Raw genomic sequence first — 23,168 nt, 5'->3', positions numbered from 1 at the left:
GCCCGACACGATCGGCACCACCGCCGGTCGGGGGGCGACGGCGATGGCCGCCGCGAAGTCGTCGAGCATCGGATCCATCAACACCGAGTGGAAGGCGTGCGACACCGCCAGCCTGCTGGTTCGGCGGCCGCGTGCGGCAAGGGCGGCGGCCACGGCCTGCACCTCGGCCTCGACGCCGGACACCACGAGAGCCTGCTGCCCGTTGACGGCGGCGATGTCGACGCCGGAGGTCAGTAACGGCGCGACCTCGTCCTCGGGTGCGGCGATCGCGACCATCGCCCCGCCTTCCGGCAGGGCCGCCATCAGCCGGGCGCGGGCGGTGACCAGCGCGGCGGCGTCGTCCAGGGTGAGCACGCCGGCGACGTGGGCGGCGGCGATCTCGCCGACGCTGTGTCCGACGACCGCGGCCGGCTCGATGCCCCAGGAACGCCACAAGGTGGCCAGCGCGATCTGCACGGCGGCCAGGGCGGGCTGGCCGACCGCGGTGTCCAGCAGCCGGGACCGGCCGGTGTCGGCGGTGAGCTGGTCGAGCAGGGACCAGTCGGTGTGGCGGCGCAGCAGGGCGTCGCAGCGTTCGACGACCGCGCGGAACACCGGCTCCCCGTCGAGCAGGTCACCGGCCAGCGGCCACCAGCGCGGGCCCTGTCCGGAGAAGACGAACACCGGCTTGGGGCGCCAGCCCACCCGCCGGACGCCGGAGGACAGGCCGGCCGCCTCCTCGCCGCGGCCGAACGCGGCGAGCGCGGTGCGCAGTTCGTCCGCCGAGGAGCCGGTGCAGGCCAGTCGGTGCTCGTGGTGGGTGCGGCGGACCGCCGCGGCGGCGGCGAATTCGGCCAGAGCCGGGCCGGGCGCGGCGAGCTTGTCGGCATAGGCCGAGGCGAGGTCGCGCAGGGCCTGTTCGTCGCGGGCGGAGACGGTCAGCACGACGGCGCCGTCCGGGGTGTCCAGCCGGGCCTGGGGGGTGACGGCGGGCGGCTGTTCCAGCACCAGGTGGGCGTTGGTGCCGCCGAAACCGAAGGAGCTGACGCCGGCCAGGGCGGGGACGTCCGCACCGGCCGGCCACGGCTGGAGGGTGTCGGCGACCCGCACTGGGAGGTCGTCGAAGGCGATGTGCGGGTTCGGCTCCCGATAGTGCACGGTCGCGGGCACGGTGCGGTGGCGGACCACCAGCGCGGTCTTGATCAGGCCGCCGATGCCCGCGGCGGCCTCCATGTGTCCCAGATTGGACTTCACCGAGCCGATCAGGCACGGCTGGGCAGGGTCGCGGCCGTCACCGAGGACGGCTCCGAGCGCCTTGGCCTCGATCGGGTCGCCGAGGATCGTGCCGGTGCCGTGTGCCTCGACGTACCCGATGTCCGCGGCCCGCACGCCGGCTTTGCGGTGGGCGGCGCGCAGCACCGCTTCCTGGGCCTGCGGGTTGGGCGCCATCAGGCCGTTGCTCGCGCCGTCCTGGTTGACGGCGCCGCCGCGGATCACGGCGTGGACGGGGTCGCCGTCGGCCAGTGCGCGGCTGAGCGGCTTGAGTACGACGACTCCGACGCCCTCGGAGCGCACGTATCCGTCGGCCCTGGAGTCGAACGGCTTGCAGCGGCCGTCGGCGGACATCGCTCCGGCCTTGCTGAAGTTGATGGCGGTGGCCGGGGAGAGCACAAGGTTGACGCCACCCGCCAGGGCCAGGTCGCAGTCGCCCCGCTCCAGGCTCACGCACGCCTGGAGGACCGCGACGAGCGAGGAGGAGCAGGCGGTGTCCACAGCCAGGCTGGGGCCGCGCAGGTCCAGCAGGTACGACAGGCGGTTGGCGGCGATGCTCAGGGCGCTGCCGGTGCCGGTGTAGGCGTCGATGGCGTCGAGGTCGCGCAGTTGGTCGGTGGCGTAGTCGAAGGTGGAGATGCCGACGAACACACCGGTGGGTGAGCCGGCCAGCCGGTCGGTGGGCATCCCGGCGTTCTCCAGCGCCTCGAAGGCGACTTCGGCCAGCAGGCGCTGCTGGGGGTCCATGCGCGCGGCTTCCTGCGGCGCGATGCCGAAGAAGGCCGCGTCGAAGCGGTCGACGCCGTCGAGGAATCCGCCCCACCGGCTGTTGGTGCGCCCGGGCTCCTGCGGGTCGTCGGAGCTGTACTCCGCGGTGTCCCAGCGCTCGGCGGGCACCTCGGTCACCGCGTCGCGGCCCTCGCTCAGCAGCCGCCAGAAGCTGTCGGGGCCGTCGACGCCGCCGGGGAAGCGGCAGCCGATGCCGATGATGGCGATCGGCTCGGCCGCGGCGGGTCCGCGCTCGGCGGCCGCGGGTGATACGGCCAGCGCGGGGGCCGCGAGGGAGGTGACGGGCTCGCCGGCGGGCCTGCCCGCTCCGGGCGCGGCGGACTGCCCGGCCAGGTGCCGGGCGAGCTTGGCGGCGGTGGGGTGCTCCCAGACGACCGTGGGTTCCAGCGGCACGCCCAGGCGGCGTTCGAGGTCGCCGACCATTGTGACCATCTCCACGGACCGCAGCCCGTACCCGGCGAACGGCAGCTCCGGGTCGACGGCGTCGGCCCGCCCGCCGGTCGCGGCGGCCAGCGCCTCGCGCAGCAACTGCTCGATCTCGGCCGCGCCCGGCGCGGGAGGCGGCGATGCGGCGTCCCGCGCGCCGGTCCGCGTGGCGGACCGGGACGTGCCGGGTGTGGCGGGCGTGTCCCGCTGCGCCGGGCCGGCGTCGGCATCCGCCTCGTCCGCCCGCCACAGCGCCAGCGGTTCCATGGTGCCCGCCAGGAGGGCGTCGAGGCAGGCCGCGCGCTGGAGCTTGCCGCTGGAGGTCTTCGGCACCGTCCCGGCGCGGGCAAGGGCGACGACGTACGCCTGCAGGCCGTGTTCGCGGGCGATCTCGGCGCGGATGGCGGCGATGACCCGGGCGCGTTCCTCCGGCGAGCGGCTGCCGCGGTACTCCTGGACGACGACGAGGCGTTCCTCGCCGTCGATCTCGCGGGCGCCGGCCACACCGCAGTCCCGCCGCAGGCGCGGGTCGACGTTCTCGACGGTGCGTTCGATGTCGTGGGGGTAGTGGTTGCGGCCCGCGACGATGATGACGTCCTTGATGCGGCCGGTGACGTAGATCTGGTCGCCGTCGGTGAAGCCGAGGTCGCCGGTGCGCAGGAACGGTCCTTCACGGGTGTCGAGGTGGGCCTGGAAGGTCTCCTCGGTGGCCTCGGGGCGGCGCCAGTAGCCGTGCGCGACGCTCGGTCCCGCGACCCACAGCTCGCCGACCCGGCCGTCGGGCAGGGCGGCGCGGGTCTGCGGGTCCACGGCGACGACCCGCTGGTCACTCGGGGAGACGCCGCAGCTGAGCACGGTGCGCACCGCCTCGCGGGGGCCCGCGTCCTCGGCGGCGCCCGTGAGGAGCCCTTCGGCCCGCAGGTCGCGGTGGACGAGGTCTGCGCCGGGTTCGGCGGCGAGGTCACTGGTGGAGACCATCAGGGTGCCCTCGGCCAGCCCGTAGGAGGGGGCGTGGGCGCTGTGCCGGAAGCCGCATTCGGCGAAGGCGCGGGAGAAGCGCTCCAGCGTCTGCATCCGGATCGGCTCCGCGCCGTTGACGGCGATCCGCCAGTTGCTCAGGTCCAGGGTCTGCCGGTCCTGCTCGGTGACCTTGGCCACCGCGAGGTCGTAGGCGAAGTTGGGGGCGGTGCTGGTGGTGGCGCCGGTGTCGGAGATGGCCCGCAGCCAGCGCAGCGGCCGTTTCAGGAACGAGAACGGCGACATGAAGGTGACCGGGAACCCGTCGTGGGCGGGGGTGAGCAGGCCGAAGATCAGGCCCATGTCGTGGAAGGGCGGCAGCCAGGTCACCATGTGCTGGTCGGGGTCGCCTCGGTAGAGCTGGCGGGATATCGACCCGATGTTGTGCATCAGGTTGCCGTGGCTGACCATCACGCCCTTGGGGCGGCCGGTGGAGCCGGAGGTGTACTGCAGGAACGCGAGGTCGTCGCGGCCGGTGCCGGGTTCACGCCAGCCGTCGGCGGCCGCGGTGTCGAGGTCGTCGACGGCAAGCCAGGCCAGGTCCCGCAGCGCCGGGGCGTGCTCGGCGAAGCGGTCGGCCAGGGCGACGGTCCCGCTCGGCGCGAGGATCACCGCGGGCTGGGCGTCCTCGATGACGCCGATCAGCCGCGGCAGGGTGCGCATCAGGAAGGCCGGGTCCGGCGGGTACACGGGCACGGCGATGAGGCCGGCGTACAGGCAGGCGAAGAAGGAGGTCACGTAGTCCAGTCCGGCCGGGCACATGATCAGTGCCCGTTCCCCGGCGGGGAAGCGTTCCCGCAGCGCCGCGGCGATCGTGCGGGCCCGCAGGTCGAACACGGCGTTGGTCATGCCGTGCGGCTCGCCTTCGCCGTCCACCAGGAACCGGAAGATCTGTTGCTCCGGGCTCTCGCCGAAGACCGCACGGAAATGGTCGACAAGCGATTCGGAATCGCGGCCCTGCATCCGACCGTCCTCTCAGTACTCGACACCTACGCGCGCGCGCCCGGTGGAACCGGCACATTTCGTGGCGATTCCACCGTATTTCCGACGACACCCGGCCCATGGCACAGATCACCGAAAACCGTTCACGTACATCGCTTGAAAAATCGGCTGTCATAGGCCGGAAGAATCGCTTGACCGACGATTCACCGGGGGATGAAGGAAATCCGATCGGCACACCTGTCGGAATTTCCCGAACGTTTCCCGCCATTCGCAAGTCAGCATCCACGAAGCCCTGCGGCCCGTCAAGGAACGGAGGGCGGGCGCCCACTGACGGGTATTCACCGGCCGGAGGGCTCGGGCCGTACGCCGCGGAGCAGCGGATTCCGGGCCGGCCGGCCACGCGCCGGACCCGCCGAAGGCGGCCGCGTGGTCGCCCGCGACGGTCGTCCGAGAGACCTCGCAGGCCGACCAGGGGGGCCGCCGCATCTCCGCAGGCGCGCCCAGGGGGCCGGGCCGCACCGAGGCGGGCCGGCAACGCAACAGCCGCCCGGCGTCGGTCGTTGATGCCGGAGGGAGGAGCCCCCGGGCCCCCTCGACGACGCGGTGCGCCGGGCGGTCGACGTGCGCCGGCAGCCGCGGATTCCAGGAGGCGTCGGGGTAGCGCTCGCCCGACTGCCCGACGGCGCACCGGATGAAGGAGATCCCGGTCGGCTCCAGCGGCGCGACGGCGGCGTTGGACAGGCTGGCGGCCACGCCGTTGCCGATCCCGGGCCTGGTCGCCGGGCGGCCGGGCCCGGACCGCGCGCCCATGGCCTGGCTGATGAGCGGGCCGTGACGGCAGGTGCGGTCGATGGACAGGCCGCCGGTCAGGTCGCCGTGGGCGGCGGTGCGGACCTGGCTGATCCAGGGCGTTCGGCCGGGCGGAGGACGGCGGAGCGCGAGCCGTTGGGCATCCGCGGGAAGCGCCCGGGGTCGCAACGGCATGGTGGTGACGAAACACTGGCGGGCGAAAGGCCGGACGCGGAGTTCGCGGCCTGCGGCGCACTTGGGCGACCGGTCGGCCTCGTCCAGGCCGAGGAAGTGGAAGAAGTGCCGGACGCGGTCGTCCAGTCGGAGTTCCGCCACCGGCGATTCACGCGGAATTCGACCATTCCAGCACCCTCCCGAAAGGTGATGCGCCCGACCCGCCCGCGTCCGTTCCGTGCGTCGCAAAACCGTCGGACTTCCACTGCCAGAGGCTTTGCGTTCCACAACCGGAACACATCGGACGATAGTCAAGAATTCCGCGTCCATCACGGTGCGGAGGCATCGGCGGGCCGACGCCGGGGGTGCCGGAGGTGTTCAACTGACCGACCAGGACAGTTGAACACCTCCGGGCCGTCCTTGAACACCCTTTGACATACCCGGCCCGGGCCGGGGTGGCTGGACTGTGCTGTCGGCCGGGTGCCAGCATGAATCACGCACTTGCCCCCACAATCCGGCAAGGCGATGGCGAAACGGACATCCCGGAGCGACTCGATCGTATTTCTCCCATGGGAAACCCGCATTACCAGTGTCCCGTTTTGTGCACGACCAAGCCGAAAAGAGGGCCGGAGACACATGCAGAAGATCCTCGATGCGATCCTTGCGGGCGAGCCGGGTGAGGTGGGAAGCCTCCCGGTGCCCGAGTTCTACCGGGGTGTCACCCTGCACGCCGACGAGACGGCGATGTTCGAGGGGCTGCCAAGCCGGGAGAAGGACCCGCGCCGGTCCCTGCACCTGGACGAGGTGGCCACGCCCGAGCCGGCCGCGGGTGAGGTGCTGGTCGCGGTGATGGCCAGCGGAATCAACCACAACACCGTGTGGTCCTCGATCTTCGAGCCGCTGCCGACCTTCGGCTTCCTGTCCCGCTACGGCAAGACCTCCCCGCAGGCCGCCCGGCACGACCTGCCGTACCACGTGCTCGGCTCCGACCTGGCCGGTGTGGTGCTGCGCGCCGGCGAGGGCGTGGTCGCCTGGCGCCCCGGCGACGAGGTGGTCGCGCACTGCCTGTCGGTGGAGCTGCACCACCCCGACGGGCACGGGGACACCATGCTCGATCCCGAGCAGCGGATCTGGGGCTTCGAGACCAACTTCGGCGGCCTGGCAGAACTGGCTCTGGTCAAGGCCAATCAGCTCATGCCGAAGCCGGACCACCTCACCTGGGAGGAGGCCGCCGCCTCCGGCCTGGTGAACTCCACCGCCTACCGGCAGCTCGTCTCCCCCAACGGCGCCCGTCTCAAGCAGGGCGACACCGTGCTGATCTGGGGCGCGTCCGGCGGCCTCGGCTCGTACGCCACGCAACTCGTGCTGAACGGCGGGGCGACCCCGGTGTGCGTGGTGTCCAGCCCGGAGAAGGCGGAGGTGTGCCGTCGCATGGGCGCGGAGCTGGTGATCGACCGGGCCGCCGAGGGCTACCGCTTCTGGAAGGACGAGCGGACGCAGGACCCGCGCGAATGGCGGCGGTTCGGTGCGAGGATCAGGGAGCTCACCGGCGGTGACGACCCGGACATCGTCTTCGAGCACCCGGGCCGGGAGACCTTCGGGGCCAGCGTGTACGTGGCGCGCCGCGGCGGCACCATCGTGAGCTGCGCGTCCACCTCGGGTTACGAGCACACCTTCGACAACCGCTACCTGTGGATGAACCTCAAGCGGATCATCGGCACCCACTTCGCCAACTACCGGGAGTCCTGGGAGGCGAACCGCCTCATCGCCAAGGGTCGGATCCATCCCACCCTTTCGGCGGTGCGCCCGCTGGCGGAGACCGGCCAGGCCGTCCACGACGTGCACCACAACCGGCACCAGGGCAAGGTCGGCGTACTGTGCCTGGCCCCGACCCAGGGGCTGGGGGTCCGTGACCCGCAGATGCGGGCCCGGCACGCCGCGGCGATCAACAGGTTCCGGGTGGACGCCGGGGCGGCGGCCGACTGACCTGGCCGCACCGGAGCGGACTCCGGCCGACTGCGGAGAACCGGCAGAAAGGCCGGCGGGAAAGCCGGCGGGACAGGCCGGGCGGACGAGCAGCGGAAAGGTCGGCGGGCGCGCCACCCGCCGACCCGGCTGCCTGCGCGACCGGGCTCAGTTGCTGCCGAACGCCTCGGTCAGGGTCCGAGGACGCATGTCGGTCCACGATCGCTCAACGAACTCGACGCACTCCTGCCGCGCCGCCGGACCGTGAATCACCTCCCAGCCGGCCGGTACCGGGACGAAGTCCGGCCACAACGAGTGCTGGCCCTCGGCGTTGACGAGTACCGAAAAGCCGGCCTGTGGATCATCGAACGGATTGACCACCAGTGACTCCCTTGCGTGCGATGTGTTGTCCGGCGGACGGCGCCCCTCGACGGTGAGCGGGCCGTGCGCGGCAGACAGTGGTCGAGGAGCGGTCTACGCGCGTCGTCACACTATGTGTTCGACGGCAGCGGGGATACGCGACGGGACTCCCGCGCGCCGGTCTCGCCCGGGGTGCTCTGTCCCTCGACGTCGCTGGCGAACTGCAGCCAGCGGTCGGCGCAGATCCTGGCCACCCGTGCCACGTCGGCGGCACGGTGCGCCGGGATCCCCGCAATCAGGTCCTGCCGCTGCTCCTGCGTCAGCAGATGGCTGCCGAGTAACTGCAGCAGGGTCCGGCCGGTCTGCGACATGCGCAGGCTCGGGTCCCTGCGCATGCTGGAGAGCACGCTTTCGCACAGGACCGGCGGGGTGCCGACCGCGGGCTGCTCCGGTGCCCGGGACTCGGCCTCGTAGGAGGCCGGGTCACCGCTTTCGGCGGGGCGGAGCTTGGGCGGGACCGGGTCCTGCCCCAGCCTCATCCGCTGGCGCACGTCCCGTGCGGTCGCGAGAGCAACCCCCGCCCTGCTCGCGATCTCCCGCAGTGAGGCGTCCGGCGTCTCGGCGATGACCCGGCTGGCGGCGATGCGGCCGGCGGCGCCGTTGACCGGGCGGTTGCGCCCGTCCCGCCCTGTTCTGAGGGTCAGTTGCGCCACCGCCTCGTCGTCGGCCCGGCCGCGCAGCGAGCCCACCACGCCCGGGGACAGGCCGGTGACCCCGGCGATGCGGCGATCGGACCAGTGCGGGTGGCTTCGTACGATGCGCGCGGCGGCGGCGACCCGGTCCTGCCGCGACAAGGGCATCCCGTGCTCGGCGTTGAGCTTCACGGCCAGCACGAAGACGTCCTCCGCGGTCCCCTCCACGAAGTGGACCTCGATGTGCTCGTCACCGCGCAGCATGGCCGCCCGCAGCCGGTGCATGCCGTCCACCACCCGCATCGTGTCCCGGTGGACGACGATGGGAGGCAGCGCCGCCTCCGATTCGGCGAGGGTGATCGCGTGTTCCTCGACCTCGCCCTCCAGACGCGGGGTGTCGGACGGCAGGATGGCGCTGATCGGCGTCAACTGTGTTCGGCTGCAGATGCGTTGCTCGCCGACGGGAGTCTTCGGCTCGTCACAGACCAGTAATTGGGACACGGAGTCCTTCCTCTTCAGCTCTTCAGCTCTTCAGCGAGCGGCTGTCGCCTCGTGAGCGACCGCTCGTGACCGGCAGAGAAACGTGTGGCTTCGGCTGAGCTCACCAACCTCCTACGTGTCCGGCGCGTGGAGGGATCCGCACCGCGGCGGCCACCCGGCGGGGCCGCCGCGGTGCGGGACGAGGATCCCGGGAATCCCGCTGCTCCCCGGGGCGTGCGTCCGGCCGCCGGACGTGCGGACGACAGGTGGTCCCACGGCCGTACGGAGCGGACGCGACCGGGTGCCCCGGGCGGCGGTCACCTCATCGACGGGCGACCGCGACGGCCGGTGTCGGAGCACTCGGTGCGTCGCTCGGACTCGCCGCTCACGTGCAGCACCTCCCCAGGGACCGGGCCCGGATATGAACGTTCACACGGCTTGATAGCGAGGGGCCGAGGCGAGTGTCAAGAACACCTGCCGGGCCCGCGCCGGAGTCCGGAATCCCGTTCTCCCGAAGAGGGAGAGACATGGAGCCCGGCCACCACCGCATAGGTATAAGGAATGAGCCGCCCCGGCGCCAGAGGCCCGGCCCGGCGATCTGGCCCGGCCCGCTCCTCCGGCCACCGGCAGAACTGCCGGTAGTGCCCTCTGACCTCCACCGTTCACGCACAGGCCGCGCTCGGATAACCTGATCGCCTTCCGAGTCCAGCGAGGCGTCATGACCACGCACCGGGGTCGTCACGGCCCGACCATCATCGACGTGGCACAGGCCGCCGGGGTCTCGCGGCAGACCGTCTCGAACGCCCTCAACGCGCCCCGGCGCCTGCACCCGGACACCCTGGCCCGCGTGCTGGCCGTCGTCGAACGGCTCGGCTACGTCCCCAACCGGATGGCGCGCTCGCTGCGCACCCAGGACACCCGGCAGATCGGATACCGGCTGGACCCCGAGGAATTCGGCCCGGTCGGCGTCTCCCAGGACCGCTTCCTGTACTCCCTCACCTCGGCCGCCGAGGCCGAGGGCTACCTGCTGCTGCTGTTCTGCCGCGGGCGGACCGGGGACGAGCTGGCGCGCTACGCCGACATGCTGCGTACCGGCACCGTCGACGGTTTCGTGCTGTCCGGGGTCGGTCCCGACGACCCCCGGCCCCCGTGGCTCAAACGGCGTCAGACCCCGTTCGTGTGCTACGGGCGACCGCCGACCACCGGGCCGGACGACCTGTGGGTCGCGGTGGACGCGGCGGCGGGTACGGCGGCTGCCGTCGACCACCTGGTCGCCGCCGGGCACCGGACGATCGGTTTCATCGGGTGGCCGGGCACGTCCGGCCAGGACGAGCCGCGGCTGACCGGCTGGCGGCGGGCGATGCGCGGGCACGGGCTCGGCACCGACGCCTGCGACCACGCGCTGGACACCCCGTGGGAGAGCACCCGCGGCGCCCTGCGCCTGCTCAGCCGCACGCCCGTGCCGACCGCCGTGGTGGCCGCCAGCGACGCCTTCGCACTGGGCTGTTACGCGGCGGCGCGGCACCTCGGGCTGGAGGTCGGCCGCGACCTGGCGGTGGTCGGTTTCGGCGACTGCCCCACGGCCTCCCTCATCACCCCCGCCCTCACCAGCGTCGGCCCACCGTTCCAGGACATCGGGCGGGCGATGATACGGCTCCTCGTCGCGCGACTGCGCGAGCAGGTCCCGGAGGAGCCGGGTGTGCTCCTCGCGCCCTCGCTCGTCGTCCGCGACAGCGCCAGGGCCGGTCCGCCGGACCGGTCGGGCACGGGCCCGGAACGGTAGGTCGACGCGCGTAGCGTGTCCGGGGCGGGCCGACGAGCGCCCGCGCGGAGGATCACGCGCGGTCGGCCGGGCCGTCTGAGGAGGGCCCGGCGTCGGGCTTGGCGTCCGCTGTGGCGACGTCGCGTCCCGGGGTGCCGTCGCGGGAGTCGGCCGGGGCGGCATAGCCGCGCAGTCCTCTGCTGCCGGAGCCGTCGGCGTGGGCGCCGGGGGCGCCGAGGTTCTTGCGGACCGAGTCGAGGATGGTCAGGCCCTGGCCGACCAGGCCGGCGGCGATCTCGCCGAGGCCGTCCGCGCCGTTGAGGACGTTGACGTTGGCGCCGGACAGGCCGCCCGCGGCCTCCTTGACGATCTGCGGGAGCTGGTCGATGAGCAGCCGGTCGAGGGCGACCCGGTCGTGCGAGGCGGCGGCTGCGGCCTGGACCCGCATCCGCTCCGCCTCGGCGGCGGCCAGCACCCGGATGCGTGCGGCCTCCGCCTCGGCGGGCTTGACGATCTCGGCGACGAGCTGCTGCTGGCGCAGTGCGGCGGCGCGCAGCGCCAGTTCGGTCTGGGCGGCGAGCACCTCCTGCTGGGCGTGCGCCAGCGCCAGCGGTCCGGCCTGCGCGGCCTTCGCCTGGGCCCGGTCCACCTCGGCGTTGTACTCGGCCTGCACGATCGCGGTGTGCCGGGCGTACTCCGCCTGCTTGCGGGCCGCGGCCTGCTGCGCCTCGGCGGACGCCTGGGTGGCCTGGGCCTGGGCGATCTGCGCCTGCCGCTGGATGGCCGCCTTGTGCGGCCGGGACATCGCCTCGATGTACCCGGTGTCGCCGTCGTCGATGGACTGGATCTGCAGCGAGTCGACGCTCAGCCCGATCTTGGCCATCTCCGACTTGGAGGTCTCCAGCACCTCGGAGGCGAGCTTCTGCCGTTCGGTGACGATCTCCTCCACCGTCATCGAGCCGATGATGGCCCGCAGGTGGCCGGCGAAGATACGGCCGGTGAGCACCGACATCTGGTCCTGGTCGGACAGGAAGCGCTGCCCGGCGTTGACGATGCTCTCGTGGTCGTTGCCGACCTTGAACGCGATGACGGCCTTGACCGTCAGCGCGATGCCCTGCCGGGTCACGCACTTCTCGGCGACCTCCGCCTCGCACATGGCAAGGGTCAGGAACCGGGTCTTGCGGAAGATCGGCAGTACGAACGTGCCGTGGCCGGTCACGACGCGGAACGGCGCACCTCCCAGCCCTCGCCGACTGCCCGAGATCAGCATCGCCTCGTCGGGCGCGGGCACGCGGTAACCGAACATCTTCGTCTCCTTCACATGCGCGGCTCAGCCGGCCGGGGCGTCGAGCGGGTCGGCCCACTCGATGACGTCCACCTGGCGAGTGCCGCGGGAGTCCACCACCAGGACCGTGGTCCCCCTGGCCAGGGGTTCGTCGGACCAGGCGAGAAACGTCTCGGTGCCGCCCCTGACGCGCACCAGTACCTCGCCGGGCCCGGCCGTTCCGCGTGTGGCGATGAGCAGTTCCCCCGTGCAGCCGATCACGGCATCGTCCCGTGCCATCAACGGCCGCCCCTCGTCGTCGTGGTTCTGGTTTTCTCCGGCCGAGACCATCCTCCCACCCGGGATGCCGCGCCGGACGGCCCCGGGAGGTGCCCAGGTGCCGTGACCGCGCATTCGGTCGTCGTACCGTATGACATATCCCTCCCGATCGTGATCTGCCGGAATGCCCGCAACACCGTCCGCGGTTCGTGTTCCTGCGGCACCCGGACCCCTGGACCGTGTCCGCCCACCGGTTCGGCGAGCCGTCCCCGGTGGGCTCGTGCCAGGGTGAGGGCAGGAAACGTAGTGGTGGGAGGCTGGATGTTCCGGGGCTTGACGATGCCCTTGATCCGCAGGGCGTCCGACGGGACCGATCGCGACCGTACGACGGCGGCGTCCGCGTGGGCGTACATCCGTACCGAGACGGGCAGCGCCGCGGTGCTGCTGGCCGCCGCGGTCGCGGCGCTGATCTGGGTGAACGCCGCGCCGGGCAGCTACGAGACGGCGTGGGCGACGCATCTGTCGGTGCGGCTGGGCGCCTGGAGTGTGGACCTGGACCTGCGCGAGTGGGTGAACAGCGGGCTGATGACGCTGTTCTTCCTGGTGGTCGGCCTGGAGGCGCGCCGCGAGTTCGACCTGGGCGAGTTGCGGGACCGGCGCCGTATCCCGCTGCCGATGGTGGCCGGGATCGCCGGCATGGTGGTGCCGGTCGCGATCTACCTCGCGGTGAACGCCGGCCGCCCGTCGATGCACGGGTGGGGCACGGCGATGTCCACCGACACCGCGTTCGCGCTGGGCATGCTGGCGCTGCTCGGCTCGCGCTTCCCGCGGCGCCTGCACACCTTCATCCTCACCGTCGCGGTGGTGGACGACTTCGTGGCGCTCGCGGTGATCGCGGTGGCGTACAGCGACCACATCTCGTGGACCCCGCTGCTGGTGGGCGTCGGGATTCTGCTGGTCGTGCTGGCGGTCCGGCGGGCCGGGGTGCGCAGGGGCCTGGCGTACGCGGTGCTGGGCATCGCGGCGTGGGTGGCCCTGCTGGACTCCGGGGTCGACCCGCTGGTGGTCGGCCTGGTGCTGGGCCTGCTGTCGTACGCGTACCCGGCCCCCCGCGACGCGCTGGAGCGCGCCACCGGACTGTTCCGCTCCTTCCGCGAACAGCCGACGGCCGAACTGGAGCGGGAGGCGCGGCTGGGCATCACCCTGGCGGTCTCCCCCAACGACCGGTTGCAGCGGATCTGGCACCCGTGGAGCAGCTATGTGATCGTGCCGCTGTTCGCGCTGGCCAACGCGGGTATCCAGATCGACGGCGCGCTGCTGTCGGACGCGTTCACCTCGCCGATCACGCTGGGCATCCTGCTCGGCTACGGAGTGGGCAAGCCGGTCGGGATCGTCGGCGCGTCGGCGCTGGCCACCCGGTTCAGCCGGGGCCGGATGCGGCCTCCGGTGGGCTGGGCCGCGGTGCTCGGCGGCGGCACCATCGCGGGCATCGGCTTCACCGTGTCGCTGCTGATCGCGACGCTGGCCTTCGACGGGCGGGAGCTGGAACAGGCGAAGATCGGGGTGCTCAGCGCGGTGGTGTTCGCGATGCTCGCCACGACGGTGGTGGCCCTGGTGACCGCGCGGCTGCCCGAGGAGCGGCGGGCGCGGGCGCTGCTCGGCACCGCGAAGTCCCTGGTGGACCTCGCCGAACCGGTGGACCCGGCCCGCGACCACGTACGGGGGCCGCTGGACGCGCCGGTCACGGTCGTCGAGTACGGCGACTTCGAGTGCCCGTACTGCGGGCAGGCGGAGGACGTGGTCCGCGAACTGCTCGCGGACTTCGGTGATGTGCGGTACGTGTGGCGCCATCTGCCGCTGGCCGACGTGCACCCGCACGCCCAGATGGCCGCCGAGGCGGCGGAGGCCGCCGCGGCGCAGGGCCGGTTCTGGGAGATGCACGACCGGCTGATGGACCGTCAGGAGGAGCTGAAGATCAGGGATCTGCTGGAGCACGCGCAGGCGATCGGCCTCGACGTGGAGATCTTCCAGCAGGCGCTGCGCGCCCGCGGGGGCGCGCAGCGGATCGCGCGGGACATGGAGTCGGCGGCCCTGAGCGGGGTGTCGGGCACGCCCACGTTCTTCGTCAACGGGCGCCGCCACCACGGGGCGTACGACATCCATGGGCTGTCCGCGGCGGTGCTGGCGGCGCGCGACCGGGCGCTGCTGGTGGAGCGCGGACGCGACCGTAGCGGCCGGTGAGCCCGGGGCTCGCGGCCGTCCGGTTCTGTCGGCGTTCGGGTGCTGGCGGGAACGGACGTGTCCGTCTCAGTGCTGCACTGACCGTACCGCCAGGGGTACGTCGGGGGCCTGGTGGCCGCCGCTGGCCATCATGCGGACCTCGCCGTCCGCGCTGATCTCCGCGCGGACGATCCCGGTCTCGTCCTCGTAGATCGGGTAGCCGCCCGCTCCGGACTGTTCCGTGCGGTGGACGACGACGACGTCGTCCTCGACGGCGGGTGCCTGGAAGACCAGTTCGTAGTTCTCGGGGTACTCCGTGCTCTCCGGGTCGTCCATGGATGCCTCCCGGGCAGGGCGAAAAGGACCATACGTCTTCCCATCATCCCTCGCGGCGCGGCCGCCCGCCTCCCCGGGTGAGCGGTCCGTCCGGCACGGGCCCGGTGACGGACCGCGACCGGCTGCGGCAGCCGGCTACGGCAGCCGGCGCAGCCACGCCGCGGCAGCCGCGGGGTCCGCGACGAGCGGTACGCCGGCGGGCGGCGGCGGGCGGCGGACGACGAGGACGGGCAGGCCCGCCTCGCGGGCGGCGGTGAGCTTGGCGGAGGTGGCGGTGCCGCCGCTGTCCTTGGTGACCAGGAGGTCGATGCGGTGCTCGTGCAGCAGGGCGCACTCGGCGTCCGGCGTGAACGGGCCGCGGGCGAGGAGCAGCCGGTGACACGCGGGCAGCGGGGGCCCGGGCGGGTCGACCGAGCGGATCAGGAAGAAGATCCCCTCCAGGGCGGCGAACGCGGCGAGGTCCCCCCGGCCCGTGGTCAGGAACACCCGCCGCCCGAGCGCGGGCAGCAGCGCCGCCGCGCCCGCCAGGCTGTCCGCCCACAGCCAGCGGTCGCCGGGCCCGGCCGCCCAGCCGGGCCGCCGCAGCACCAGCAGCGGGATTCCCGCCGCCGCGGTGGCCGCCACCGCGTTCCGGGTGATCGCCGCCGCGAACGGGTGCGTCGCGTCGACCACCGCGTCGGTACGCTCCCGGCGAAGCCACCCGGCGAGCCCCGCCGCTCCCCCGAAACCTCCGATACGACTGCGCCCGGCCGCGGGCCGCGGCTCGGTCACCCGCCCGGCCAGCGAACTGGTCACCTCCAGCCCGGGATCCCCGCTCAGCAGCTCCGCCAGCAGGCGCCCCTCCCCCGTCCCCCCGAGGATCAGCACCCGCCGCATCGCAGCCACCGCGAACCGCCCGGCCGCCGCATCCGAACCGCCCCCTCCGGCGCGGCCCGCACCGCGCCCGCCGCGCGCCGGCGGGCCACCGTGGCGGGTCGGCGCTCCGGAAGAGCGCGGACCGGAGCGTGCCCCGTCAGCGCGGGCCGCGGCGCCGCCCGCGGCCTCGGCACCCGCCGCATCAGGACCCGCCGGCCCTGCGGAGCAGGTACGTGTCCATGATCCAGCCCTTGCGCCGCCGGGCCTCGGCGCGGGTGGTGCGGATGCGGTCGGCGACGTCCGGGAGGGGGCCGGAGATCAGGATCTCGTCGGGGGTGCCGAGGTAGGCGCCCCAGAAGATGTGGAGGCCGGGGTCGGTGAGTCCGGCGAAGGCCTGATGGGCGTCGAGCATGACGACGACGTCGTCCACGCCGTCCGGGAGACCGCCGTCGGCGAGGCGTCGTCCGGTGGTGATCTGGACCGGGCGGCCGACCTGGTTGAGCCCGGTGCGGTGGCGGGCGGCGAGCGTGGAGACGCTGCTCACGCCCGGGACGACGGTCCACTCGAAGTCGTCGGCGCCGCGGGCGTGCACCTCCTCCAGGATGCCGAGCGTGCTGTCGTAGAGCGCGGGGTCGCCCCAGACGAGGAAGGCGCCGCACTCGCCGTCCGCCAGTTCCCCGGCGATCAGCCGCTGGTAGACGTCGGCGCGTTGGCGGCGCCAGTCACCGACGGCCGGCGCGTACGCCGCGGTCGGGGCGGTTCGGTCGCGGTCCGGGTCGCGGGCGACGACCACCCGGTGGGCCGGGCCGGCGTACCGCCGCAGGATGAGCTCGCGCAGGGCCGTCAGGTCCGCCTTCTCCTCGCCCTTGTCCAGCAGGAAGAACACGTCCGTGCGGCCCAGCGCCCGTACCGCCTGGAGGGTCAACTGGTCCGGGTCGCCCGGGCCGATGCCGATGACGTGGATCTGTTTCACGGACCGGAGTCTGGCACAGGACACGTGCGACGCATTGACGCGGCTGTTCGCGGGACCGTACCTTTGGCCCCTGTGACGGTGTGAGGAAGCCGGTGGAAATCCGGCACGGTCGCGCCACTGTGAATCCGGTCACCCGCAAGGTGACCGGCCAGTCAGATACTCCGCCGTCACGACGCCCCATTGACCGAGGGACGCTGAATCCCTGAAGGAGGCCCATCCGTGAGCACCGTGTCCACTTCCGCCGGTTCCGCCACGCCTGTCGTCCTGCCGGTGTCCAAGGCGGTGTTGTGGCTGGTCGGCACCGCGATCCTGGCGTTCGCCGTCTACTACTTCATCGGTGTCGACCAGGGCGCCGTCTCGGTGTTCGGCAAGGACATGCACATCCACGAGTTCACCCACGACGCCCGGCACTTCCTCGGTTTTCCCTGTCACTGAGTACGGTCCGACGCGAACGAGCTGACAGACCTTACTGACTGATCGAACTGACGGATCGGCAGACATTTCGACATGGAAAAGCGACTCATTCTGCGCGGCGTCCTGGCCGGCGCCGTGGCCGGCTTTCTCGCATTCGTCTTCGCGCGGATCTTCGCGGAACCGCAGATATCGAGGGCGATCGGCTACGAGAGCGGGCGGGACGCGGCACAGGCGGCGCTCGACAAGGCCGCCGGGCTGCCCGCGGAGGCGGCGGGTGCCGAACTGTTCAGCCGCAGTGTGCAGGCCGATGCGGGCCTGGGCGTCGGGCTGGTGTTGTTCGGCACGGCGATGGGCGCGATGTTCGCCGTCGTCTACGCGGTGTACCTGGGCCGGGTCGGCGGTCTGCGGCCCCGCAGCCTGGCGCTGCTGGTCGCCGGCGGCGGTTTCCTGGGCCTGTACCTGGTGCCGTTCCTGAAGTACCCGGCCAGTCCCCCGGCGATCGGGCACGAGGACACCATCGGGGCCCGCACCGGGCTGTATCTGATCATGGTGGTGTGCTCGCTGCTCTTCCTGGGGCTGGCGGTGTGGCTCGGGCAGCGGCTCAGGTCCCGGTTCGGGAACTGGAACGCGACGCTGCTGGCCGCCGGGGCGTTCGTGGTGGCCGTCGGCGTGGTCATGGCGCTGCTGCCGGCGGTCGGGCAACTGGCTTACAACAAGGAACACTTCGGCCGGCACACCACCGAGACGCCGCTGCCCCTCACCGACGACGGGGGCAGGATCGTGTATCCCGGGTTCCCCGCGGACGTGCTGTTCTCCTTCCGCGTCTACTCCGTGGCCGCGCAGCTCCTGCTGTGGTCGGTGCTCGGCCTGGTCTTCGCGCCGCTGGCCGAGCGGGCGCTCGGGCAGCGGGCCGGTGCCACAGGGGCGGCCACACGGGTCGGTCCGGTCGGGGCGTGACCGGTTCCGCCACCGACGGTTCCGGCGGGGGCGGTTGCGCACCGGCCGCGTGGCAGTCGGGCCTGGCGGCCCTCGGTCCGTTCTTCGCCGTGCGGACGCATGACGCGGGCCGGCCGGCCGCGCCTCCCTGGCGGTCGATGGCGGAACTGCGCACCGATCCCTCCGTGCTGCGCGAGCGGGTGGCCGCCGTCCGCGGCGCGCTCGCCTCGGGCGGCGGGCGGCCCCCGCGGGACGTGGAAGCGCGGGTGGCCGCCTCGGTGGCGCATCTGGGGGTGGTCGCCCGGCTGGTCTCGCCGTGTCTCGCCCTCGCCGTGCTGTACGGCGAGGTCCCGTACGGGCTGCGGCTCGCGGCTCTGCGCTGGCAGCCGGCGCTGGGCGGCCCGTACCCCCTGTCGCTGCCGGCGAGGCCGGCGATCGCCGGGACCGATGACGCGGGCAGCGGGCCCGACGAGCTCGCCGACGCCCTCACCCGCGAGGTCTGCGACGGCCCGGTACGGGAACTGGGCGAGGAGTTCGCGGCGCTGCGGGTCTCCCCGCGCATCGCGTGGGGCAACGTCGCCTCGGCGGTGAACGGCGCCGCGGGCATGATCGCCGCCGCCCGTCCCGACCGGGCCGCACGGGCCCGTACCGTCGCCGCGCTCGTGCTGGACCGGCCACCGCTGCGCGGTACCGCCACCCGTACGTCCACCGGGGCGTTCCAGCGGCGCTCGTGCTGCCTGATCTACCGGGCGGCGCCCGGCCGCGCGGGTGCGCTGTGCGGTGACTGCGTGCTCCGGCGATGACTGCGTGCTCCGTCGGACGTGACAACAGGCCGGCGGGCCGGGGGTGGGGGCGCGGACTTATTGCGAGTAGATTGCAACTAGTAATCTGCCGCACTTAGGCGCTCACGCCCCTGACGGAGGACGAACGTATGACCACCACCACCGAGACCGCGGTCGCCGTCGCCGGGTCCCGCTGGCGACGGATCTCCGACTCGATGACCAGGGCGGAGTGGGGGCGGCTGGCCGGGATGGGCGCCTTCGTCGTGGCGTTGCACGTGATCGGCTGGCTGACGCTGGTGCTGATCGTCGCCCCGCAGCACTACAGCCTCGGCACGAAGTCCTTCGGCATAGGCATCGGCGTGACCGCGTACACGCTCGGCATGCGGCACGCCTTCGACGCCGACCACATCGCCGCGATCGACAACACGACGCGGAAGCTGATGAGCGAGGGCAAGCGCCCGCTGTCGGTCGGGTTCTGGTTCTCGCTCGGCCACTCCAGCGTCGTCTTCGCGCTCGCCTTCCTGCTGTCGCTCGGGGTGCGGGCGCTGGCGGACCCGGTGGCCGACGACAACTCCACGCTGCACGACGTCACGGGATGGGTCGGCACCACCGTGTCGGGCACGTTCCTCTACCTCATCGCCTTCATCAACCTGCTGGTCCTGGCCGGGATCTGGAAGGTCTTCCGGCGGATGCGCCAGGGCCACTTCGACGAGGCCGCACTGGAGGAGCAGCTCAACAACCGCGGCTTCATGAACCGCCTGCTCGGCCGGGTGATGAAGTCGATCACCAAGCCGTGGCAGATGTACCCGCTCGGCCTGCTGTTCGGCCTCGGCTTCGACACCGCCACCGAGATCGCGCTGCTGGTACTGGCCGGTTCCGGGGCCGCCTCCGGGCTGCCGTGGTACGCGATCCTGTGCCTGCCGGTGCTCTTCGCGGCGGGGATGTCGCTGCTGGACACGATCGACGGCTCGTTCATGAACTTCGCCTACGAGTGGGCGTTCTCCAAGCCGGTCCGCAAGGTCTACTACAACCTGACCATCACCGGCCTGTCGGTCGCCGTGGCGCTGATCATCGGCACCGTGGAACTCCTCGGCCTGGTCGCCGAGAAGGCGGGGCTGCACGGCGCCTTCTGGGACTGGGCCGGCGGCCTCGACCTCAACATCGTCGGCTACCTGATCGTGGGACTGTTCTTCGGCACGTGGGCGGTCGCCGTGGCGGTCTGGAAGTTCGGCAACATCGAGGAGAAGTGGTCGGCCGGGCTGCGGCCCGCCGAGCAGAAGGCGGACTGACCGGCAGGGGGGCCGTCCCACAGGGGAGGACGGCCCCCGCCGTCATACGGTCGGCGGCCTGACGCCCGTCACGACCGTCGCGTACGACTCCTCGTCCGTGGCGACCCGCGGCCGGAGGCCGCCGTCGCGGACGATCCCGACCGCGGTCCGCGCCTGCCGCTGGCCGGTCTCGAACAGCAGGGCGCCGCCGGGCGCGAGCCACCCGGCGGCCTCGGCGGCCACCCGGCGCAGCACGTCGAGCCCGTCGGGTCCGCCGTCGAGCGCGACGCGCGCCTCGTGGTCTCGGGCCTCCGGCGGCAGCAGGCCGACGGACTCGGTGGGTACGTAGGGCACGTTGGCGGCGAGGAGCCCGACCCGGCCGCGCAGGTCGGCGGGCAGCGGCGCGAACAGGTCACCCTGGTACACCTGCCCGCCGAACGGCGCGACGTTGCGGCGGGCGCACCGCACCGCGGCCGGGTCGATGTCGGCGGCGTACAGCCGCGTCCCGGGGAGCGCCGCGGCGAGCGCGGCACCGACCGCGCCGGAACCGCAGCACAGGTCGACCACGACGGTGCCGGGGCCGCCGGTGCGGGCGGCATGGGCGACGGCCCGCCGGACCAGGAACTCGGTACGGCGACGGGGCACGAAGACGCCGGGGTCCACGGCGATCCGCAAGGAGCAGAACGCGGCCCAGCCGACGACGTGCTCCAGCGGGAACCCGGCGGTGCGCCGCTCCACCATGGCGGCGAGGTCGTCCGGGGTGCGGGCGGCGGAGATCAGCAGGTGCGCCTCGTCCTCGGCGAAGACGCAGCCGGCGGCCCGGAGCGTGGCGGTGACGGTCGATTCGAGCAGGGGGGTGGCGAAGTCCGGCATCTGAGCCTTTCGGGGAACACGAGGGCTGCTTCCCCGGCCCCGACGCGGCTGTGTCTCGTGCCGGACGCCGGGTGGGACGCCGTCTCAGACCGCGGGGCCGTACGGCGGGAGCGCCCGTCCAGTACTGGCGGTGATCGGTCCCACCTCCTCGGCTCGCGCGCCGGCCCTCCGGGCCGTACGCGGGGTGTGCGTGCGCGCTCAACCTATCCCATCGGCGAGGTCCGCCGGGCCCGTACCGGGCAGCCGACGCGGCGCGGGAGAGGCGGCTCTGCGGCTGCGGAAGTCGATACATTGATATATCCAGGAAGGGAAAGAGAGAGGTCGAAGGGGTGCCCGCGTGGAACGCGCGGTGTCCACCAGCGTGCGTCGCTGCGTGGGACCGCCGTGTCGTTCGCCGCGCCCTCCTGCTCGCCGTGCCGAAGTACGCGCGGCCCGGCCTGACGTCGCCGGAAAGGTCCGCTCATGCCCTCCATGCGCCAGCCGTTGACCCCCGCCGCGCTCGCCGAGCTGCGCCGCCCCCGCAAGTACCCCGCGGTATCGGTCCTGCTGCCCACCCACCGCCGGGAGCGGGACCACGCGGAGGACTCCGTCCGGCTGCGGAACCTCCTGGAGGAGGCGAAGAACGCCGTCCACCACGACCCCGAGGTCTCCCGCTCCGACCGGATCGACGTGATAGGTCAGCTCGACCAGGCCGGGGCCGAGGTGGACCTGGTCTACGCGGAGGACGGGCTGGCGATCTTCGCCGCACCCGGAGAGCACCACATCTGGTCGCTCGACCGGCCGGTGCCGCCGCGCGTCCTGCTCGCGCAGACCTTCCTGACCCGCAACCTGGTCGCGGCCCACGCCGCCAGCCAGCCGTTCTGGGTGCTGGCGGTGTCCGGGGACGTCGCGACCATGTGGAGCGGCGGCCGGGGCCGCGTGCCCCAGCGGCTCTCGGGCCCCTTCCCGGTCCGGCGCCCGCGGATCGACTTCGACCCCGAGCGGCAGGAGCGCATCGGCGACACGCCGGGCATCTTCGACGACGAGGAGACCCGCCGCTTCCTGCGTGAGGTCACCGAGGCGACCGACTCCGTACTGGCCGCCGATCCGCGCCCGCTGTACGTGGTCGGTGACACGGAGGCGCTGGCGGCACTGGACGAGGCGGGTCCGGTGGCACGGGAGGCGGCCGCCCGGATCGTGCACGGCGGTCTCGCGGAGGGGCCGGGCGAGGCGCTGCGGCGGGCGCTGCGGGACGCGGCGCGGAGGCGGGACGAGGAGCAGGTCGCCGAGGTGCTCCGCGGTCTCGACCAGGCCCGGGGCCGCAAGTCCTTCGCGGGCGGCGTGGACGAGGTGTGGCAGTCCGTCTCCGAGGGCCGCGTCGCCCTGGTGGCCATCGAGGACGACTACCGGGCCACCGTCCGCGACGACGGCGACCATCTGGTACCCGCCGCGCCGGGCGAACGCGGAGCCCGCGAGGACATCGTGGACGAGATCGCCGAGCAGGCCCTGGACACCGGCGCCCGGGTGCACTTCCTGCCCGACGGCGCACTGGCGCACTCCGGTCGCATCGCGGCGGTGCTGCGCTACTGACGTCGCGGGTCCGGCCGGGGTCGGCGTACGGGCGCCGCACCGCGTCAGGGTCTGTCCGACACATCCCGCCTGCCCCGCGGCGCCCGGCACGCGTGCTCGCCGCGTCGCCGGGATCGTCGGAGCAGGCCCAGTGCGCCCACTACTCCCGCTACTCCCGCTGCGCGGACGGCCCTCCGCCGTGCGATCGCGCGCACCGGACACCACGAGCCCCGCTCCGCGGGCGGACGGCGCCATGTGTCAGACCGGCCCTTAGGACACGCGCGTGATGTCGCTGACGGTCAGTTCGACCGGCAGGGCACCGGTGGTGACCAGGGTGGCGAGGTTCCGCGCGGACTCGCGGGTGAAGCCGCCGGAGATCTGCGCCTTGCCGCCGGTGATGGACTGCTGGACGGAGGGCGCGGACAGGACGTCACCGTCGACCAGGATCGCGAACTGGTTGGCCGGCGCGACCTGCGCGGCCAGCGTGCCGGTGATGCGGGCGAATTTCACGCTGCCCGCGGAGGTGAAGTCCAGGTTCACGATCCAGCCGCCGCCGTTGGCGTCCAGTCCGGCCGTCGCGCTCTTCACATCGGAGCCGTCGAGGGCGACCGGGCCGAGCAGGTACTTCTGGTGGGCCTTGCGGTCGCAGGCGGCCGTCGGCTCGTCGGACGTGGAAGCGAGGGGCGCGCCGGTGGGCCCGCAGTTCAGCGCGGTGTACTTCTGCTGGAGGCCGGCGGTCGCCGCGCCGTCCAGGACCGGGCGGAAGGCGAGCT

Annotated in this window: 19 protein-coding genes and 1 riboswitch; of the genes, 9 read left to right on the top strand and 10 right to left on the bottom strand. The window is 73.0% G+C overall.

Annotation, left to right across the window (positions count from 1 at the left end; genetic code table 11):
• A partial coding sequence (locus tag VIW71_RS13545; protein WP_331622409.1) for a beta-ketoacyl synthase N-terminal-like domain-containing protein occupies nucleotides 1-4,446 on the bottom strand: 4,446 nt, incomplete at its 3' end.
• Nucleotides 4,447-5,116: 670 nt separating this feature from the next.
• Here VIW71_RS13545 and VIW71_RS13540 point away from each other — a divergent pair.
• On the top strand, nucleotides 5,117-5,260 hold the full coding sequence (locus VIW71_RS13540; protein WP_331622408.1) for a hypothetical protein: 144 nt from the start codon (nucleotides 5,117-5,119) through the stop codon (nucleotides 5,258-5,260).
• Between the two features lie 764 nt (nucleotides 5,261-6,024).
• The gene (gene ccrA, locus VIW71_RS13535) at nucleotides 6,025-7,374 is read left to right on the top strand and encodes a crotonyl-CoA carboxylase/reductase (protein ID WP_331622407.1); all 1,350 of its coding nucleotides are present in this window, start codon (nucleotides 6,025-6,027) and stop codon (nucleotides 7,372-7,374) included.
• Nucleotides 7,375-7,521: 147 nt separating this feature from the next.
• On the opposite strand, the gene VIW71_RS13530 is transcribed toward ccrA, so the two are convergent.
• A complete protein-coding gene (locus VIW71_RS13530; RefSeq protein WP_331622406.1) occupies nucleotides 7,522-7,734 on the bottom strand; it encodes an MbtH family protein in 213 nt (70 codons plus the stop codon).
• 110 nt (nucleotides 7,735-7,844) lie between these two features.
• Nucleotides 7,845-8,906: a ParB/RepB/Spo0J family partition protein gene (locus tag VIW71_RS13525; protein WP_331622405.1), complete on the bottom strand. Its 1,062-nt coding sequence runs from the start codon at nucleotides 8,904-8,906 to the stop codon at nucleotides 7,845-7,847.
• A 697-nt stretch (nucleotides 8,907-9,603) separates the two neighbouring features.
• On the opposite strand from VIW71_RS13525, the gene VIW71_RS13520 reads away from it, so the two are divergent.
• Entirely contained in the window at nucleotides 9,604-10,668 is a 1,065-nt protein-coding gene (locus VIW71_RS13520) for a LacI family DNA-binding transcriptional regulator (protein WP_331622404.1), read from the top strand.
• 52 nt (nucleotides 10,669-10,720) lie between these two features.
• Here VIW71_RS13520 and VIW71_RS13515 read toward each other — a convergent pair whose 3' ends face one another.
• Together VIW71_RS13515 and VIW71_RS13510 are read right to left on the bottom strand one after the other, a co-directional pair.
• Nucleotides 10,721-11,953, bottom strand: a complete 1,233-nt coding sequence (locus VIW71_RS13515; protein WP_331622403.1) for a flotillin family protein — start codon at nucleotides 11,951-11,953, stop codon at nucleotides 10,721-10,723.
• A gap of 24 nt (nucleotides 11,954-11,977) precedes the next feature.
• The gene (locus VIW71_RS13510) at nucleotides 11,978-12,211 is read right to left on the bottom strand and encodes a hypothetical protein (protein WP_331622402.1); all 234 of its coding nucleotides are present in this window, start codon (nucleotides 12,209-12,211) and stop codon (nucleotides 11,978-11,980) included.
• 318 nt (nucleotides 12,212-12,529) lie between these two features.
• Here VIW71_RS13510 and nhaA point away from each other — a divergent pair, with 318 nt between their 5' ends.
• Entirely contained in the window at nucleotides 12,530-14,431 is a 1,902-nt protein-coding gene (gene nhaA, locus VIW71_RS13505) for a Na+/H+ antiporter NhaA (RefSeq protein ID WP_331622413.1), read from the top strand.
• A 66-nt stretch (nucleotides 14,432-14,497) separates the two neighbouring features.
• Here nhaA and VIW71_RS13500 read toward each other — a convergent pair whose 3' ends face one another.
• From VIW71_RS13500 to cobF, 3 genes are all read right to left on the bottom strand, one after another.
• Nucleotides 14,498-14,746, bottom strand: coding sequence for a DUF6296 family protein (locus VIW71_RS13500; RefSeq protein WP_331622401.1), 249 nt, complete (start codon nucleotides 14,744-14,746; stop codon nucleotides 14,498-14,500).
• Between the two features lie 135 nt (nucleotides 14,747-14,881).
• Complete coding sequence (locus tag VIW71_RS13495; protein ID WP_331622399.1) at nucleotides 14,882-15,622, bottom strand: cobalt-precorrin-6A reductase; 741 nt, start codon at nucleotides 15,620-15,622, stop codon at nucleotides 14,882-14,884.
• A gap of 181 nt (nucleotides 15,623-15,803) precedes the next feature.
• Nucleotides 15,804-16,574, bottom strand: a complete 771-nt coding sequence (gene cobF / locus VIW71_RS13490) for a precorrin-6A synthase (deacetylating) (protein ID WP_331622398.1) — start codon at nucleotides 16,572-16,574, stop codon at nucleotides 15,804-15,806.
• Between the two features lie 59 nt (nucleotides 16,575-16,633).
• Nucleotides 16,634-16,757, top strand: a riboswitch (cobalamin riboswitch).
• A 36-nt stretch (nucleotides 16,758-16,793) separates the two neighbouring features.
• Between cobF and VIW71_RS13485 the strand changes: the two genes are divergently transcribed.
• The 4 genes from VIW71_RS13485 to VIW71_RS13470 all read left to right on the top strand — a co-directional run bounded on the left by VIW71_RS13485 (nucleotide 16,794) and on the right by VIW71_RS13470 (nucleotide 19,995).
• A complete protein-coding gene (locus VIW71_RS13485; protein ID WP_414720744.1) occupies nucleotides 16,794-17,009 on the top strand; it encodes a CbtB domain-containing protein in 216 nt (71 codons plus the stop codon).
• Nucleotides 17,010-17,081: 72 nt separating this feature from the next.
• Nucleotides 17,082-17,945: a CbtA family protein gene (locus tag VIW71_RS13480; RefSeq protein ID WP_331622396.1), complete on the top strand. Its 864-nt coding sequence runs from the start codon at nucleotides 17,082-17,084 to the stop codon at nucleotides 17,943-17,945.
• Complete coding sequence (locus tag VIW71_RS13475; protein ID WP_331622394.1) at nucleotides 17,942-18,727, top strand: (2Fe-2S)-binding protein; 786 nt, start codon at nucleotides 17,942-17,944, stop codon at nucleotides 18,725-18,727. The genes VIW71_RS13480 and VIW71_RS13475 overlap by 4 nt, the downstream gene beginning before the upstream one ends.
• Nucleotides 18,728-18,921: 194 nt before the next feature.
• Nucleotides 18,922-19,995, top strand: a complete 1,074-nt coding sequence (locus tag VIW71_RS13470; protein ID WP_331622411.1) for a HoxN/HupN/NixA family nickel/cobalt transporter — start codon at nucleotides 18,922-18,924, stop codon at nucleotides 19,993-19,995.
• 42 nt (nucleotides 19,996-20,037) lie between these two features.
• Here VIW71_RS13470 and VIW71_RS13465 read toward each other — a convergent pair whose 3' ends face one another.
• Nucleotides 20,038-20,847, bottom strand: coding sequence for a putative protein N(5)-glutamine methyltransferase (locus VIW71_RS13465; RefSeq protein ID WP_331622393.1), 810 nt, complete (start codon nucleotides 20,845-20,847; stop codon nucleotides 20,038-20,040).
• 471 nt (nucleotides 20,848-21,318) lie between these two features.
• Between VIW71_RS13465 and VIW71_RS13460 the strand changes: the two genes are divergently transcribed.
• A complete protein-coding gene (locus VIW71_RS13460; protein WP_331622410.1) occupies nucleotides 21,319-22,416 on the top strand; it encodes a chemotaxis protein in 1,098 nt (365 codons plus the stop codon).
• Nucleotides 22,417-22,665: 249 nt separating this feature from the next.
• Here VIW71_RS13460 and VIW71_RS13455 read toward each other — a convergent pair.
• Nucleotides 22,666-23,168 (bottom strand): SecDF P1 head subdomain-containing protein (locus VIW71_RS13455; protein ID WP_331622392.1); only part of this gene is annotated, 503 nt, incomplete at its 5' end.

This window comes from Streptomyces sp. (genome assembly GCF_036524955.1).
Classification (GTDB): Bacteria; Actinomycetota; Actinomycetes; order Streptomycetales; family Streptomycetaceae; genus Actinacidiphila.
Note: the sequence above shows the minus strand (reverse complement) of the source record. Positions and strands in the feature narration are given on the sequence as shown.

Coding starts and splice junctions, on each gene's coding strand:
- VIW71_RS13540 (WP_331622408.1), top strand. CDS start 5,117: ATGAAGGAGATCCCGGTCGGCTCCAGCGGCGCGACGGCGGCGTTGGAC.
- ccrA (WP_331622407.1), top strand. CDS start 6,025: ATGCAGAAGATCCTCGATGCGATCCTTGCGGGCGAGCCGGGTGAGGTG.
- VIW71_RS13520 (WP_331622404.1), top strand. CDS start 9,604: ATGACCACGCACCGGGGTCGTCACGGCCCGACCATCATCGACGTGGCA.
- VIW71_RS13515 (WP_331622403.1), bottom strand. CDS start 11,953: ATGTTCGGTTACCGCGTGCCCGCGCCCGACGAGGCGATGCTGATCTCG.
- VIW71_RS13510 (WP_331622402.1), bottom strand. CDS start 12,211: ATGGCACGGGACGATGCCGTGATCGGCTGCACGGGGGAACTGCTCATC.
- nhaA (WP_331622413.1), top strand. CDS start 12,530: ATGCCCTTGATCCGCAGGGCGTCCGACGGGACCGATCGCGACCGTACG.
- VIW71_RS13500 (WP_331622401.1), bottom strand. CDS start 14,746: ATGGACGACCCGGAGAGCACGGAGTACCCCGAGAACTACGAACTGGTC.
- VIW71_RS13495 (WP_331622399.1), bottom strand. CDS start 15,622: ATGCGGCGGGTGCTGATCCTCGGGGGGACGGGGGAGGGGCGCCTGCTG.
- VIW71_RS13480 (WP_331622396.1), top strand. CDS start 17,082: ATGGAAAAGCGACTCATTCTGCGCGGCGTCCTGGCCGGCGCCGTGGCC.
- VIW71_RS13470 (WP_331622411.1), top strand. CDS start 18,922: ATGACCAGGGCGGAGTGGGGGCGGCTGGCCGGGATGGGCGCCTTCGTC.
- VIW71_RS13465 (WP_331622393.1), bottom strand. CDS start 20,847: ATGCCGGACTTCGCCACCCCCCTGCTCGAATCGACCGTCACCGCCACG.
- VIW71_RS13460 (WP_331622410.1), top strand. CDS start 21,319: ATGCGCCAGCCGTTGACCCCCGCCGCGCTCGCCGAGCTGCGCCGCCCC.